The sequence below is a fragment of the Glycomyces sp. NPDC046736 genome (genome assembly GCF_040645615.1).
Lineage (GTDB): Bacteria > Actinomycetota > Actinomycetes > Mycobacteriales > Micromonosporaceae > Glycomyces.
The window spans coordinates 1-15,628 of record NZ_JBEYYO010000006.1; the positions used below are offsets into that span (position 1 = coordinate 1).

The 15,628-nt window shown below is 70.3% G+C and carries 14 protein-coding genes; 8 read left to right on the plus strand and 6 right to left on the minus strand.

Translation table 11 applies throughout. The features are described 5' to 3' along the window. Positions 1 to 253 precede the first annotated feature (253 nt). A complete protein-coding gene (gene holA / locus AB0B28_RS07875) occupies positions 254 to 1,246 on the plus strand; it encodes a DNA polymerase III subunit delta (RefSeq protein WP_360118326.1) in 993 nt (330 codons plus the stop codon). After that, entirely contained in the window at positions 1,239 to 1,490 is a 252-nt protein-coding gene (locus AB0B28_RS07880; RefSeq protein WP_360118329.1) for a hypothetical protein, read from the plus strand. The genes holA and AB0B28_RS07880 overlap by 8 nt, the downstream gene beginning before the upstream one ends. 228 nt (positions 1,491 to 1,718) lie before the next feature. Here AB0B28_RS07880 and rpsT read toward each other — a convergent pair whose 3' ends face one another. After that, positions 1,719 to 1,991 (minus strand): 30S ribosomal protein S20, encoded by a 273-nt coding sequence (rpsT, locus tag AB0B28_RS07885; protein ID WP_360118332.1) that lies wholly within the window; start codon positions 1,989 to 1,991, stop codon positions 1,719 to 1,721. 201 nt (positions 1,992 to 2,192) lie between these two features. Continuing rightward, positions 2,193 to 2,789 (minus strand): TetR/AcrR family transcriptional regulator, encoded by a 597-nt coding sequence (locus AB0B28_RS07890; RefSeq protein ID WP_360118335.1) that lies wholly within the window; start codon positions 2,787 to 2,789, stop codon positions 2,193 to 2,195. 87 nt (positions 2,790 to 2,876) lie between these two features. On the opposite strand from AB0B28_RS07890, the gene AB0B28_RS07895 reads away from it, so the two are divergent. Further along, positions 2,877 to 3,893, plus strand: a complete 1,017-nt coding sequence (locus tag AB0B28_RS07895) for a hypothetical protein (RefSeq protein WP_360118338.1) — start codon at positions 2,877 to 2,879, stop codon at positions 3,891 to 3,893. A 662-nt stretch (positions 3,894 to 4,555) separates the two neighbouring features. Further along, a complete protein-coding gene (gene lepA / locus AB0B28_RS07900; protein ID WP_360118341.1) occupies positions 4,556 to 6,388 on the plus strand; it encodes a translation elongation factor 4 in 1,833 nt (610 codons plus the stop codon). A gap of 48 nt (positions 6,389 to 6,436) precedes the next feature. Here the strand turns inward: lepA and AB0B28_RS07905 are convergent, their stop codons facing one another. The 4 genes from AB0B28_RS07905 to AB0B28_RS07920 all read right to left on the minus strand — a co-directional run bounded on the left by AB0B28_RS07905 (position 6,437) and on the right by AB0B28_RS07920 (position 10,738). Then, on the minus strand, positions 6,437 to 7,093 hold the full coding sequence (locus AB0B28_RS07905) for a hypothetical protein (RefSeq protein ID WP_360118344.1): 657 nt from the start codon (positions 7,091 to 7,093) through the stop codon (positions 6,437 to 6,439). Between the two features lie 195 nt (positions 7,094 to 7,288). Continuing rightward, positions 7,289 to 8,953 carry an alkaline phosphatase D family protein gene (locus AB0B28_RS07910; RefSeq protein ID WP_360118347.1) on the minus strand — a complete coding sequence of 555 codons (1,665 nt, stop codon included), beginning with the start codon at positions 8,951 to 8,953 and terminating at the stop codon, positions 7,289 to 7,291. A 132-nt stretch (positions 8,954 to 9,085) separates the two neighbouring features. Next, on the minus strand, positions 9,086 to 9,940 hold the full coding sequence (locus tag AB0B28_RS07915) for a hypothetical protein (RefSeq protein WP_360118350.1): 855 nt from the start codon (positions 9,938 to 9,940) through the stop codon (positions 9,086 to 9,088). 30 nt (positions 9,941 to 9,970) lie between these two features. Then, entirely contained in the window at positions 9,971 to 10,738 is a 768-nt protein-coding gene (locus AB0B28_RS07920; protein WP_360118353.1) for an enoyl-CoA hydratase-related protein, read from the minus strand. A gap of 66 nt (positions 10,739 to 10,804) precedes the next feature. Here AB0B28_RS07920 and hemW point away from each other — a divergent pair, with 66 nt between their 5' ends. The 4 genes from hemW (at position 10,805) to dnaJ (ending at position 15,561) form a co-directional block, all read left to right on the plus strand. Continuing rightward, complete coding sequence (gene hemW, locus AB0B28_RS07925; protein WP_360118790.1) at positions 10,805 to 11,959, plus strand: radical SAM family heme chaperone HemW; 1,155 nt, start codon at positions 10,805 to 10,807, stop codon at positions 11,957 to 11,959. Positions 11,960 to 12,102: 143 nt separating this feature from the next. Then, complete coding sequence (locus tag AB0B28_RS07930; RefSeq protein ID WP_360118356.1) at positions 12,103 to 13,263, plus strand: CapA family protein; 1,161 nt, start codon at positions 12,103 to 12,105, stop codon at positions 13,261 to 13,263. A gap of 132 nt (positions 13,264 to 13,395) precedes the next feature. Further along, positions 13,396 to 14,412: a heat-inducible transcriptional repressor HrcA gene (gene hrcA, locus AB0B28_RS07935; protein ID WP_360118792.1), complete on the plus strand. Its 1,017-nt coding sequence runs from the start codon at positions 13,396 to 13,398 to the stop codon at positions 14,410 to 14,412. Between the two features lie 15 nt (positions 14,413 to 14,427). Then, positions 14,428 to 15,561, plus strand: coding sequence for a molecular chaperone DnaJ (gene dnaJ / locus AB0B28_RS07940; protein ID WP_360118359.1), 1,134 nt, complete (start codon positions 14,428 to 14,430; stop codon positions 15,559 to 15,561). The last annotated feature ends 67 nt before the right edge of the window (positions 15,562 to 15,628 follow it).

Sequence of the window (15,628 nt, forward strand, 5' to 3'; positions counted from 1 at the left end):
CGCCGGCCGGCCGCCGCCGGTCCCCCCCGGAGCGCGGCGGGGGCGAGGGGGCGAGGGGGCGAGGGGGCGAGGGGGCGAGGGGGCGAGGGGGCGAGGGGGCGAGGGGGCGAGGGGGCGAGAGGGCGAGAGGTTTCTTTTGGGTGATTTGCGCGGAGCGGTGCCGGGAGGGTGTGGGCTGGGTGCGGGGGTTGCGTGGGAGACGTCGGGCCGGTCGAACACCGTCGTCGTCTCAGCGGCGTGGGAGGATGGGTCGGTGGCCGCACTCCAACCCATCCGCCTGATCCTGGGCGACGACGAATTCCTCGCCGAGCGGGCCGCCGCCGAGTACGTGAAGGCGGTCCGCGCCGAGCTGCCCGAGCACGAACCCGCACCCGCCGTCAACCGCGTCAGCGGCAACGACCTCACCAAAGGCGCCCTCGCCGAGATCACCAGCCCGACCCTGTTCGGCGGCGCGGTCATCGGCGTGGTCGAAAGCGGCCAGGACGTCGACAAGGACACCATCGCCGCCGTCCTCGCCTACGCCAAGCAGCCCGCCCCCGGCATCTACCTCGCCGTCTGCCACAACGGCGGCAACAAGGGCAAGGCCCTCTCCGAAGGCCTCAAGAAACTCGACGTCGACACCGTGCGCGTCTCCAAGATCAAACGCCAGCCCGACCGGGTCGCGTTCGTGCGCGGCGAACTGCGCGACGCCGGGGCCTCGCCGCGGTCGGCCTCCGCCGAGATCGCCGACACCATCATCCAAGCCGTCGGGTCCGACCTGCGCGAACTCGCCTCCGCCTGCTCGCAGCTCGTGGCCGACACCGATGGGAAGATCACCCAGGAGTCGGTCGCCAAGTACTACTCCGGCCGCGCCGAGGTCTCCGGCTTCACCGTCGCCGACGCCACCATCGCCGGGGACGCCGCCGAAGCGCTCGGCGCGCTGCGCTGGGCCATGCAGGTCGGCGTCGACCCCGTGCCGATCGCCGACGCCCTCGCCATGGCCGTGCGCAACCTCTCCCGAGTCGCCGCCGAACGCGGCGGGGCCGCCCAGCTCGCGGGCCAGCTCGGCATGGCGCCCTGGCAGATCGAGAAGGCCCGCAAGCAGTCGCGCAACTGGACCGCCGACGCGCTGGCCGAGGCCATGCGGGTGTGCGCCCGCCTCAACGGCGAAGTCAAAGGCGGCATGGACGACCGCGGCTGGGCCCTGGAGCACGCCATCCTCGAAATCACCCGACTGAGCGCCGCCGGGAGGACCAGCCGTGTCTGAGTACCGCCACGGCCGAGTGAGCCGCCCCCGCCGCCCCTGGTACTCGCGGATGCTGCGCCTGCAACACCTCTACCTGTCGAACCTGTGGTGCGTGGTGCTCTTCGAAGGTTCCGTGGCGCTGGCGATCCTCATGGCGCTCACCGAACTGGTCACCTGGTGGGTGGTGCTCATCCTCCCCGTCGCCGTCGCGGCGATGGTCAAGCTCAACGACGTGATAGCCGGAGCCCTCAGCCGCCACGGCTGAACCGAGGCGTCGCACGCGGGGCGCGGGCCGCAGACGTCGGCGGCGAACTCCCGGTCTCGTCTCGCTCGTCGCGCCGAACGTCCCGCGCGAGCGGGGCCGCAGGCGGCGATCGCCAGCGCGTTGCGCACCCGTTCCCGCCTCGCCCTGACGAACGTCCCGCGGGCAAGCACAAGGCCCGAAGGCGATGCCTTCGGGCCTTGTGAAGCTTTTCGCTCTTCGCGTTCGCGCTTAGGCGTTGGCGGACAGCTTGTTGTAAGCCGCAGCGAGCTTGGACTTGCGCTGCGCGGCCTGGTTTTTGTGGATGACGCCCTTGGTGGCGGCCTTGTCCAGCTCGCGGCTGGCGGCGCGCAGGTGCGTCTCCGCAGCGGTGACGTCGCCAGAGGCCGACGCTTCACGGAACTTCCGGACGGCGGTCTTCAGCGACGACTTCACAGACTTGTTGCGGATACGGCGCTTCTCGTTCGTAAGAATGCGCTTTTCCTTGGACTTAATGTTCGCCACGCGTGAAGCCTCAGTTTCGTGATTGCTTGATTCCTTAATTAACAGCGTCGAAGGCAGAGGGCACTCCGAGCGCTCGTCAACGTTACCAGGAGCCGAGCATCGCACACGCCCTGGGAGCATGACCGCGAGCCAGATTACACCAGGTCGAAGGGCCCGCTCCCCGCCCGGTCCGCGGCTGTAGCCCGCGTTACCCCCGGACGGTCAGGTTCGGGCGCCGCGGGCCCGCAGCGCGGGCAGGATCACTTCGTCGACCATCTCGTCGATCGCGGTGTCGGAGGCGTCGCTGAACACCAGGAACTCGTTGCGCACCAAGTCGGTCGGGAGCCTGCGCAGGCGGGGGGTGAGGTGTGCCTCGTCGAGTTCGCCGCGCGCGATCGCGCGCTGGTACACGCCCGCGTAGAGCAGGGTCACGAGTTCGTCGATGAGCCCGGCGAACAGGGCGTTGCGCGCGACGGGGTCGGCGCTGACCTCGGCGAGGATGCCGAGCATCGCGCCCTGGCCGATGAGCCGCATGCGCTCTCTCGCGAGAGTGAGCAAGGCGACCAAATCTCCGCGCAGCGACCCGGTGTCGGGGATCAGCTCGGCCCGGGGGATGCGGTTGGCGACGCACGCGATGAGCAGTTCTACCCGGCTCGGCCAGCGCCGATACAGCACGGGCTTGCTCGTCCCGGCCCGTTTCGCGACGCCCTCCATCGTCAGGCGGGCGAAACCGACCTCGCTGAACTCGGCCCATGCCGCGTCGAGAATCGCCTGCTCAAGCTCCTCGCCGCGGCGTCGGGACGTTGCCTTGCGCTTCACCGGTCTCCTCTAGATACGAGTCGTTTCTTATGCTACATTGGGCCTGTGAAGATACGGATCGTATCTTACGGATGATTGGAAACCATCATGGAAACCTCCGCCCCCGAGCGCACCCCGATCGGACGGGTGATCGCGCTCAGCGCCGGACTCGCGCTCATCGTCGGCGTCCTCACTCTCGCATTCTCCTGGCCCTCGACCGGAATGGGCCCGCACGAGGTCCCGATCGCCGTCGTCGGCCCCCAAGAGGCCGCCGACCAGGTCCAGGCGCAGCTCGACCAGGCCGAGCCCGACGGCTTCGACGTCACGGCCGCGGCCGACGCCGACGAGGCCGCCACGCTCATCGAGGAACGCGAGGTCTACGCCGCGTTCGCGATCGCCCCCGACGGGATCACCGTCTACACCGCCTCGGCCGCCTCGCCGGTGGTCTCGCGCATGGTCGTCGGCATCGCCGACGGCGTGGCCGCCCAGATGGGCGGCATCCCGGTCACCGTCGAGGACCTCGTGGCCCTGCCCGACGACGACCCGAACGGGGCCGGGCTCGCCGCCTCGGCCCTGCCGCTCGCGGCCGGCGGCATCCTGATCGCGGTGCTCATCGGCCTCAACGTGCGCGGCTCGGGTCGCCAGGTCGCGGCCGCGATCCTCGCGCCGCTCGCGGTCGGCGCGGGCGTCGCCGCGCTCATGCTGTACGTGCTCGAATCGATCGAGGGCGAGTTCCTGCCGGTGGCCGGCGCGCTGGCGCTGGCGATGGCCGGCACCGGGTGGCTGATCCTGGGCCTGGTGAAGCTGCTCGGCCGCGCCGGGGTCGCGGTGGGCGCGGTGCTGGTGATGCTGGTCGGCAACCCGCTGTCGGGCATGGCGAGCTCGCCGGAGATGCTGCCCGCGCCGTGGGGCGAGTTCGGCCAGTACCTGGCTCCGGGCGCGGGCGGGACGCTGCTGCGCTCGGCCGCGTACTTCGACGGCCACGGGGGCCAGACCGCGATCCTGGTCCTCGGCGCCTGGCTGGTCGCGGGAATCCTACTCTTCGCGATCGGCGCGGCCCGCGCGAAGGCGAAGGAGGCGAACGCCGAGGTCGAGGAACGCGAGGCGGTCCCGGCGGCAGCTTGATCGAACACCCGAATCCGGCCGCTCCGCAATCACGCGGGGCGGCCGGAGGTGTGTAAACGCGAGCATCGCTCGATTCGCAGCGCCCCCCGGCTACACATGATCGCCGGTGGGTATGACACATCGGCGAGGGCGAGGGCGAGGGCGAGGGCAGCTCGCGGTGGCGCAGAGGCGCGATCGCGCGGAGGTGTTTGCGAAACGCGAGGAGTGCTCGATTCGCAGCGCCCCCCGACTTCACATGATCGCCGGAGGGTGTGACACGACGGCGAGGGCGAGTGAGTTGAGACGCGGTTGCCGCCTGAGGCGTGTGTGGAACGTGAGCGTTGCTCGATTCGCGGCGCCCCCCGACTTCACATCATCGCTGGAGGGTGTGACACAACAGCGGGAGCGGATCTTGGCGGGAGCGAGCGGGGGTGGGAGTGGATCTCGGCGGGAGCGGGAGCGGGAGCGGGGGTGGGGGTGGGCCGTGGCGGGGTGGGAGTTCGCCGTGGGTGCGGTGTCGTGGGATGTGCGGTGCGGTAAGTGTGGGGGTTGTGGGTGAGCGGGGCGCCTTTTGTGGGCGGGTGGGCGGGGGGTGGTGGGTCGGTAGGGCAGAATTGGCAGACCACCCCGTCCGAGCCGCGCGAGTCGCGGTTCGCCAGCGTTCGCCGAGAGGGAAGGTCACCGTGACCAACGCGCCAGGCTCGACTGCTCCGGAGTCGATCCGGAACTTCTGCATCATCGCGCACATCGACCACGGTAAATCCACCCTGGCCGACCGGATGTTGCAGATCACCGAGGTCGTCGAGGAACGCCAGATGCGCGCGCAGTACCTCGACCGGATGGACATCGAGCGCGAGCGCGGCATCACCGTGAAGTCGCAGGCCGTGCGCATGCCCTGGAAGGTCCGCTCGGGCGAGGACGAGGGCGGCGACTTCGTGCTCAACATGATCGACACCCCCGGGCACGTCGACTTCACCTACGAGGTCTCCCGCTCGCTCGCCGCGTGCGAGGGCGCGATCCTGCTCGTGGACGCCGCGCAGGGGATCGAGGCGCAGACCCTCGCCAACCTCTACCTGGCGATGGGCAACGACCTCACGATCATCCCGGTGCTCAACAAGATCGACCTCCCCTCGGCCGACCCCGACCGGTACGCCGAGGAGATCGCCCACCTCATCGGCTGTGAACCCGAGGACGTCTTCCGCGTCTCGGGCAAGACCGGCGAAGGCGTGGCCGAGCTGCTCGACGCGGTCGTGAAGCAGATCCCGGCCCCCACCGGCGACGCCGAAGCGCCCCCGCGCGCGCTCATCTTCGACTCCGTCTACGACGTCTACCGCGGCGTCGTGACCTACATCCGGGTGGTCGACGGCAAGCTCTCCTCGCGCGACCGCATCCGCATGATGTCGACCCGCGCCGACCACGAGCTGCTGGAGATCGGGGTCATCAGCCCCGAACCGGTGGTCTCCAAGGCCCTCGGCGTGGGCGAGGTCGGCTACCTCATCACCGGCGTGAAGGACGTGCGCCAGTCGAAGGTCGGCGACACCGTCACCCTCAACAAGCGCCCCGCCGAGACCGCGCTGCCCGGCTACACGATCGCCAAGCCGATGGTCTTCTCCGGGCTCTACCCCATCGACGGCTCCGACTACGGCAACCTGCGCGAAGCCCTCGACAAGCTCCAGCTCAACGACGCCGCGCTCCAGTACGAGCCCGAGACCTCCGCGGCGCTCGGGTTCGGCTTCCGCGTCGGGTTCCTCGGCCTGCTGCACCTGGAGATCATCCAAGAGCGCCTCGAAAGGGAGTTCAACCTCGACCTGATCTCGACCGCGCCGAACGTGATCTACCAGGTCGTCAAGGAAGACGGCGAGGAGATCGAGGTCACCAACCCCTCGGAGTTCCCCGAAGGGAAGATCCACTCGATCACCGAGCCGATCGTCAAGGCCACCATCCTGACCCCGACCGAGTACATCGGGACGGTCATGGAGCTGTGCCAGGCCAAGCGCGGCGTCCAGATCGGGATGGACTACCTGTCCACTGACCGCGTCGAGATCCGCTACACGATGCCGCTGGCCGAGATCGTGTTCGACTTCTTCGACCAGCTCAAGTCCCGCACCAAGGGCTACGCCTCGCTCGACTACGACATCGACGGCACCCAGGAGTCCGACCTGGTCAAGGTCGACATCCTCCTGCAAGGCGAGCGGGTCGACGCGTTCGCTGCGATCGTCCACAAGGACCAGGCCTACCCCTACGGGGTGCGGCTGTCCGAGCGGCTCAAGAAGCTCATCCCGCGCCAGCAGTTCGAGGTCCCCATCCAGGCCGCGATCGGCTCCCGGATCATCGCGCGCGAGACCATCCGCGCCCTGCGCAAGGACGTCCTCGCCAAGTGCTACGGCGGCGACATCTCCCGCAAGCGCAAGCTGCTCGAGAAGCAGAAGGAAGGCAAGAAGCGGATGAAGAACATCGGCCGCGTCGAAGTCCCGCAGGAGGCGTTCATCGCCGCCCTGCGCACTGACGAGGACTAAGCGAGACACGAAGGGGCGGAGCCGATTCGGCTCCGCCCCTTCGTCGTGCTACTGGCCCCCGGACGAGGGCGGCTGCTGGTGCCCCACACCCGGGTTCGGCGGCTGGGGCGGGTAGTTGCCGGGGTGCTGCGGCGGGACCGGCGGCTTGGGCTGGTTGCCCGGCCGCGACCGGATCCAGTGCGCCACATCCGGTTGGAACAACAGGTAGAACGCCGCGCCGATCGCCGCGAGCTTCACCAGCGCCAGCAGCGAGCCTAGCGCGGCGAACCAGCCGATGGCCCACACGCCGAAGAAGCCGCCCAGCGAGAAGAACCCGAGGACGCCCAGGGCGATGTACAGCGGCACGCGCGCGTCCGTGGCCCCGAAGACGCCCAGGCGCTCCTTGGCCACGAGCCACACGACCACGACCGCGCCGGCCCCCCACAGCAGGTTGAACACGGCGCCGCCGACCAGGAACCCGGTCGCGTACCACCAAGGCGCGGTAGCGGAAGCGAGGATCGCGAAGATGAGGATCAGCACGGTCGCCGCGGCGTAGGCCCACAGCGCTTGCGTGAACTGATTGATCTTCTTGGGACGGTTGGGGTTCTCTTTGATCCCCCATTCGACGAGGAGGTCCGGGGACGGCCCCGGGCCCTGTCCTGGCGCGCCCGGGCCGGGGCCGGCGCCATGCGGATTCGGTTCGGGCGATTGCGGCGGGTACGTCATATTCGCAGCTCCGGGCAGAGAAAAGGGTGTGCTGTCACTGCTCACTGTAGCCCTCGGCCCCCACTTCCGGGGGCCCGAGCCGCACGCCATCCGAATGGGGGACAGGTCATTTCGCGACAATTCAGGAATAGCGAAGAACGGTGTCCGAACAATGGGAAAGGGCGGCGCCCGAACGCCGCCCTTTCGCGGGAGGAACTAGTTCAGGAAGTCGTCGGCGAGCTCGTCGGAGTCGGCGAACGGCCCTGTGTCCTTCGACATCGTGGCCGGGTCCACCGGCCGATCGTACGTCTGGTGCAGCGTACGGTCCCCGTCCACCACCGAATAGGACCGCCGCGTGTACACCGGGGCGCCCTGCACCGTCACCTGCGGCACCACCCGGAAGTGCACGTCCATCTGGTCGGGGCCGATCACCGTCTCCACATACCCGCGCTGCGCGTTGCGGAACTTGATGTGCGGGTTGATGACCAGCGCCGCGTTGTCCTCCGGCACCGAGTCCACGCCGTTCCCACCCGACGTGATCGATGAGGCCACCAGCTCCACGCCCACCGAAGCCCCTTGCGCAGCAGGGAAGTCCGGCAGGATCTCCCCGGCCCAGTGCGTGTGCACGTCCCCGGTCAGCACCACCGGGTTGCGCACCTCGGCCTCGACCCAGCCGTCGATGATCCGCTGCCGCGAGGCCGCGTACCCGTCCCAGCCGTCCATGCTCGTGCGCAGGTCGTCCTCGGCCGCGGCCGCGTCCCGCTGCGTGAAGAACACCTGCTGCCCGAGCAGGTCCCAACGCGCGCTTGAGGAGTGGAAGCCCTCGATGAGCCAGTCCTCCTGCTCCTGGCCGGTGATGGTGCGCGACTCGTCCCACGCGTCGGCGCAGTTGCTCTGCGTGCCGTCGCCGCAGGCCTGGTCGTCGCGGTACTGGCGCGTGTCCATCATGTGGAAGTTCGCGAGCTGTCCCCATTGGACTCTGCGGTAGAGCTGCATGTCGATCCCCGAAGGGACCGAGGACCGCCGCAGCGGCATGTTCTCCCAGTACGCCTTGAACGCGGCCTCGCGCCGCCGCAGGAAGTCCTCGGGCTCAGGCGTGTCCGATCCGGACTCGGGCACCTCGTCGGCCCAGTTGTTCTCGACCTCGTGGTCGTCCCAGACCACCAGCCACGGCGCGACCGCGTGCGCGGCCTGGAGGTCGGGGTCGGTCTTGTACTGGGCGTGGCGCTGGCGGTAGGTCGCCAGCGAGACCGTCTCGGGCCCTTCGTGGTCGCGCACGTTCCCGTCGGGGGAGAGGTACACCCCGGCCTTGTACTCGTACTGGTAGTCGCCGAGGTGGAGCACCAGGTCGGGGTTCGACTCGGCCAGGTGCCGGTAGGCGGTGAAGTAGCCGTGCTCGTACTGCGAGCACGAGGCGAAGGCCATCCGCAGCTCGGCGGGTATCGAGCCGAGCGGCGGCGCGGTGCGGGTGCGCCCGACCGGGGAGACCCACCGGCCGGTCCTGAAGCGGTAGTAGTACTCCCGGCCCGGTTCCAGGCCCTCGACTTCGATGTGGACGCTGTAGCCGATCTCGGGGCCGGTCTCGTACCGGCCCGAGGCCACGCGGCGGCGGAACCGCTCGTCGGTCGCCACTTCCCATCGGACGTCGACCGAGCCGTTCGGCATGCCGCCCATGCCGTCCTCGGCCAGCGGGTGCACCGCCAGGCGGGTCCACAGGACCACGCCGTCGGGTTCGGGATCGCCGGAGGCGACGCCCAGGTTGAAGGGGTCGGCGTCGAGGGTCGGGTGCCTGCGGCTCTGGGCCCACGCCACTGCCGGGACCGCGGAGGCGGCGGTCGCGGAGGCGGAGGAGGCGAGCAGGATACGGCGCGAAAGGCGCATGTGGACCTCGCTTTGATGGGGGTTGTGCGGGTTTGACCCACCCAGCCCAACAAGCGATCGTGGAGGAACCTGGTCCCTGGCCCTACGCTGCGGTGAACCGCCGCTGAACTCTGCCGCTGTTGCGGCGGTTGCCTACTCGGTCTCGGCGAAGGTCACGACGATGCGCGCGTACGTGTCGTTCGCGGCCGCCACCGCCTCCTCGCCGTCCACTTCGGCGTCGGGCGCGGCCCAGCCGTCTTCCCCTGGCGTCCATACCAATCCCGAGAACGCCACGCTGGCGATCCGGTGGTCGTAGGCGCGGGCGACGGCCCACGCGGCCCGGTTCCAGCCCTCGGCCGCGCCGTCGGGCACGATCACCATCGTCGAACCGTCCACATCGGCCTCGGCGCCCCACTGGTAGGAGTACGCCTCGGCCAGCACCGCCGCCTCGGGCTCGGGCTCCTCGGCCCCGCCGGAGATGCACATCAACCCCGACTCCTGGCCCCCGGCCAGCGCCTCGGCGATGACCACGGCCTCGTCCTCCCACTGCTCGTACAGCTCGGGGTAGGCGCTGATCTGGACCGCCTGCGAGGCCTCGGCGAGCGTCATCTCCCGCCAGCCGTCGATGCGCTGGAGCTTCTCGTAGAACTTGAACGAGGCGTAGACGGGGTCCATGAGCTCTTCCTCGGTGCCCCAGCCCATGCTGGGCCGCTGCTGGAACAGCCCGAGCGAGTCGTGGTGCCCGTAGTTCACGTTGATGAGCTCGGACTCCTGCATGGCCGTGGTGATCGCCACCGACACCGCGTGCTCGTCGAGCCCGTCGCGCATCCCGACCGCCGCGATCGTGGCCGCGTTCGAGGTCTGCTGCGCCGAGAGGTGCACCTGGGTCTCGCCCGAGCCGAAGTAGCAGCCGGTGCGGCTCGGGCGCAGGAAGTCCTCGGCCGTCTCGCCGCAACCGGCGAGCGTCGCGGCCAGGGCGAGGGTCGTCAGCGCAGGGAGCAGGCGCACGGGAGACTCCGATCAGGTCGGTCGGGCCTGTCAGCCTACCCAGGAAGGCGACCGCTTCTCAATGAACGATCGGACACCTTCGCGTCCCTCTTCGGAGAAGAAGTACTCAGCCGTCACGGCAGCCGCATCGCGCAACTCCTGTCGCAGATCCGGTGTGGCCGTGAGCACTTTGATGCCCGCCTGCGCCGCCGGGCCGCCCGCGACGAGGGCCCCCACGGTCTTGGCCTGCCATTCGTCGGCCGCGCCGGTGACGACCGCGTGGGTGATCAGGCCCCACCGGTGCGCGTCGTAGGCGCCGAAGGCCTCCCCGGTCAGGAACAGGGTGCGCATCTGCGCCGGGGTCAGGTGGCGAGCCACGACCGGGCCGATCACGGCCGGGACCACGCCCAGCCGGACCTCGCTGAACGCCATGCCCGCGTCGCCTTCGACGATCGCGATGTCGGCCGCGGCCAGGAGCCCCAGGCCCCCGCCCTTCGCGCCGCCCTTGGCGACCGCGACCACCGGTTTCGGCGACTCGCAGATGTCGGCGAGCAGCTCGGCGAGGTGCGCTGCCGGGAGTTTCTCCAGGCTCGTCGCGGCCGCCGACTCCTTGAGGTCGGCCCCGGCGCAGAACACCGGGCCGGTGTGGTCGATCACGATGGCGCGCACGTCGTTATCGGCGAGCGCCGTCGCCAGCGCCTCCCGGAGCTCGGCGATCATCCGCGTGGACAGGGCGTTGCGCCGGTTCGGGGCGTCGAGGGTAATCGAGGCCACGTTCCGCGCCGGCCAGTACTTGATCAAAGCATCGTTGCCGTTCATGCCAGTACCGTAGTCAGCGTGTCCACCAGTCCCGCAACCGCAGCCGCGACTTCGCCCGCCTCCGCGATCGACGCCGGCGCGGGCGGCCCCATCGACGCCGGTTTCGGCTTCTACGTGCACGTCCCGTTCTGCGTCTCGCGCTGCGGCTACTGCGACTTCAACACCTACACCGCCTCCGAGCTGGGCGCGGGCGTCTCGCGGGAGACGTACTCCTCGATCGTGCGCGCCGAGATCCGATCGGCCGCGGCCAGGTTCGACACCCGGCCGAAGGTCGACACGGTGTTCTTCGGCGGCGGCACCCCGACCCTGCTGCCCGCCGCTGACCTGGCCGCGATCCTCGCCGAGATCGACCGCGAGTTCGGGCTCGCCGAAGGCTACGAGGCCACCACCGAGGCCAATCCCGAATCGGTGGACGCCGACTACGTGGCCGAGCTCCACGACGGCGGCTTCACGCGATTGTCGGTGGGCATGCAGTCGACCGCCTCGCACGTGCTCAAGATCCTCGACCGCGAGCACTCCCCGAAGAAGGCCCTGGCCGCCGTCGAGCACGCCCACCGGGCCGGATTCGAGCATGTGAGCCTCGACCTCATCTACGGCACGCCCGGCGAGACCGCCGCCGACTTCGCAGAAAGCCTCGCCTCGGCGGTGGACACCGGCGTGGACCACGTCTCGGCGTACGCGCTCATCGTCGAGGACGGCACCGCGCTGGCCCGCCGCATCCGCGCCGGCGAGGTCGCCCAGCCCTCCGACGACGTGGCCGCCGACCGTTACCTCGCGGCCGAAGCGGCCCTCTCGGCGGCCGGTTTCGAGTGGTACGAGGTCTCCAACTGGGCCAAGACCCCCCAGGCGCGCTGCCGCCACAACCTCCTCTACTGGGAAGGCGGCCACTGGTGGGGCGCGGGGCCGGGCGCCCACTCGCACCTGCCGGGGGTGCGCTGGTGGAACCACAAGCACCCCTCGACGTACGCCACGGCGCTGGCCCAGGGCCTGCCCGCGGCCGGGCACGAGGAGCTCACCGAAGAGGACCGCTATCTGGAGCGAGTGCTCCTGCTCACCCGGCTGGCCACCGGGGTGCCCGTGGCCGAGCTGCGGCCCGCCGGAGCCGCCGCGGTCGAACGCGTTGTGGCCGACGGGCTCGGCGTCCTCGCAGCAGGCCGCCTCACCCTCACGCTGCGCGGTCGCCTCCTCGCCGACGCCGTGGTGAGAGACCTCACCGCCTGACGAACCCCGGGCGGGCGACCCGTAGATTTGACGACGTCACGCGGGAGCCTGCGTCTCGTAAGCTCCCCGGCCCTCCGGCACCGCACCCCATGCGAAGCCCGCCGGAGCCGACCCCCGTCCCCCATACCCGGAGCCCGCCACCCATGCACACCTCACGTTCAGCGCGTCCCTACCCGGCTGCCCTGCGGGGCACGCAGCTCGCCCGCCGCGGGCTCCTCACCGCCTCCGCCGCCGGGCTCGTCGCGGCCGCCGCGGCCTGCTCCGAGGAGGAGCCGCCCCCGGCCGACGAGGGCGGCATCGGCGCGGCCGAGGAGAGCCCTTCGCCCGAGCCGTCCCCCCAGCCGCCCCGCGAGATCACCATCACGCACGTGGGCGACACGATGCCCGGCTCCTACCCCAACCAGCTGGCCTCCGACGAGGGCGCGAGCTTCTTCTCCGGCGTCAAGGACGTCATCACCGGCGACCTGCGCATCGCCAACCTCGAAGGCGCCCTGTCGACCCACGAGTTCGACAAGTGCGGCGGCGGCACCTGCATCTACTTCCGCCTCCCCGCCGAGTACGCGCAGGTCTTCGCCGACGCGGGCTTCCACGTCCTCAACCAGGCCAACAACCACGGCTGGGACGCCGGGCCCGACGGCGCGACCGAGACCCAGGAGGCCGTGCGCGCCGCCGGGATGGAGATCTGCGGGATCAAGGACGAGGTCGCCCTGGTCGAGACCGAGTCGGGCCTGACCGTCGGCCTGGTCGGCTTCGCGCCGTACACGTTCTACACCGACAACCGCGACCTCGACGCGGTCGCCGCCCTCGTCTCGGCCGCCAAGCAACAGGCCGACATCGTGATCGCCACCGCCCACCTCGGCGCCGAGGGCACCGACCACCGCCACGTCCCCGAAGGCGTCGAGACCTACTTCGGCGAGGACCGCGGCGACACGCGCGCGTTCGCCCGCACCTGCATCGACAACGGCGCCGACGTGGTCTTCGGCCACGGCCCGCACGTCCTGCGCGGCATGGAGTACTACAACGGCAAGCTCATCGCCTACTCCCTGGGCAACTTCGGCGGCGGCCAGAACCTCTTCGCCGGCGACGGCGCCCTGGGCCGCTCGGCGATCCTGTCGGTCACCATCCGCGAAGACGGCACCATCGTCGCAGGCCAGGCCCTCGCCACCCGCATGGACGGCGACGGCTACCCGCAGGTCGACGCCGACAACGGCGCGTTCGACGACTTCAACGAGCTCGCCGCCGACTTCGGCGACGACGCCGTGACCGTCGCAGACGACGGCGCGCTCGTGTTCCCCGGTGTCTGAGGGCCCACGTAGACTGGCACTCCCGGACCGGGAGTGCCAAACTTGAGTCCGGCCCGAGGCCGGGCGCACGCCCGGCCGCAGCGCCACCGGGCACGCAAAGCCCGGCAACGACACTGAGGGGACGTGGCAGCGATGGACGACCGCAAGCTCGAAGTGCTGCGCGCCATCGTCGAGGACTACGTCGCCACCCAGGAACCGGTCGGCTCCAAGGCCGTCTCCCAGCGCCACGCCCTCGGCGTCTCCGCGGCCACCGTCCGCAACGACATGGCCTACCTCGAAGAGGCCGGCTACATCCAGCAGCCGCACACCTCCGCCGGGCGCATCCCCACCGCCAAGGGCTACCGGCTCTTCGTCGACCGCCTCGGCAAGATCAAGCCGCTCTCGGCCGCCGAGCGGCGCGCCGTGCACCGCTTCCTCTCCGAGGCCGTCGACCTCGACGACGTGGTCACCCGCACCGTGCGGCTGCTCTCGCAGCTCACCCACCAGGTGGCCGTCGTCCAATACCCGAGCCTCAACCGCTCCTCGATCCGCCACCTCGAACTCGTCTCGCTCACCCCGACCCGTCTCATGATCGTCATGATCACCGACACCGGCCGGGTCGAGCAGCGCTTCACCGAGGTTCCCGCCGAGCTCAGCGAGGACAACGTCCTCGAACTGCGCCGCCTGGTCAACGAGCAGCTCCAGGGCAAGCCCCTGTCCGACGCGCCGCGGATCATCGCCGACCTCGCCTCCCTGGCCCGCCCCGAGCTGGGCGCCACCGCCACCGCGCTGGCGCAGGGCCTGCTCGACACCGTGGTCGCGCGCACCGAAGAGCGCGTGGCCGTCGCGGGCGCGGCCAACCTCACCCGCGACGGGAACTTCTTCGCAGGGTCCATGCGGCCCATCCTCGAAGCCCTCGAAGAGGAGGTCGTGCTCATGCAGCTGTTGGGCCGGGCCGACTCGAACGCGCTGTTGACGGTGCGCATCGGCGACGAGAACGAGATCGACGACTTCCGCGAGACCACCGTGGTCGCCGCCGGATACGGGCCGGGCTCGGTGGTCGGCCACATGGGCGTCCTCGGTCCCACCCGCATGGACTACCCGGGCACGATCGCGGCCGTCCGCGCCGTGGCCCGGTACGTGTCCGAGATTTTGGAACAGAACCGCTGACAGGACAGAGCGCACGTGGCTAAGGACTACTACGGCATTCTCGGCGTCGACCGGAACGCCAACGACGACGAGCTCAAGAAGGCGTATCGGAAGCTGGCACGCAAGTACCACCCCGACGTCAGCGACGAGCCCGACGCTCAGGAGCGACTCCAGGAGATCAACGCCGCCTTCGAAGTCCTCATGGACCCCCAGAAGAGGGCGATCGTCGACGCCGGAGGCGACCCGTACTCGCGCGCCGCAGGCGGCGGCGCGGGCGCTCCGTTCATGGGCTTCGAAGACATCATGGATGCCTTCTTCGGCGGCTCCATGGGCGGCTTCGGACGCCGCGGCCCGCGCTCGCGCACCCGGCCGGGCAACGACGCGCTGCTGCGCCTGGACCTCGACCTCGAAGAGGTCGCGTTCGGCACCGAATCGACCCTGACCGTCGACACCGCGATCCTGTGCGACTCGTGCGACGGCTCGTGCACCGAGGGCACCGCCGAACCCCAGGCCTGCACCACGTGCGGCGGTTCGGGCGAGGTCCAGGTCGTGCAGCGCACGATCCTCGGGCAGGTCCGCACCGCGCGCCCGTGCTCGGCGTGCTCCGGATACGGCACGATCATCACCGACCCGTGCCGCAAGTGCGGCGGCGAAGGCCGCGTGCGCTCGCGGCGGCGCATCACCGTCAAGGTCCCCGCCGGCGTTGAGGACGGCATGCGCATCCGCCTCTCCGGCGAAGGCGAGGTCGGCCCCGGCGGCGGGCCCGCCGGCGACCTCTACGTCGAGGTCCACGAGAAGCCCCACGAGGTCTTCACCCGCGAAGGCTCCGATCTGCGCTGCCGCGTGCGCGTCCCCATGACGCAGGCCGCGCTCGGCACCAAGCTCAACATCCACACCCTCGACGACCAGGTCGAAGTCGAGGTCGCCACCGGCACCCAGCCGGGCACCGTCAAGAAGGTCCGCGGCCACGGCGTCCCCAAGCTCCGAGGCGGCGGCGCCCGCGGCGACCTCTACATCGAGCTCGACGTGCGTACCCCCACCAAGCTCGACACCGAGCAGGAGGAACTCCTCAAGAAACTCGCGAGCCTGCGAGACGAGGAGATCAAAGAGGTCAAAGGCGGCAGCGGGTTCTTCTCAAGGATGCGAGACGCCTTCAACGGCCACGCCTAGACAGCGCTGAACCGGCCCCGGCCTGGCCGGGGCCGACTTCGACTCACCAATCCTGAAACGGGGAGCC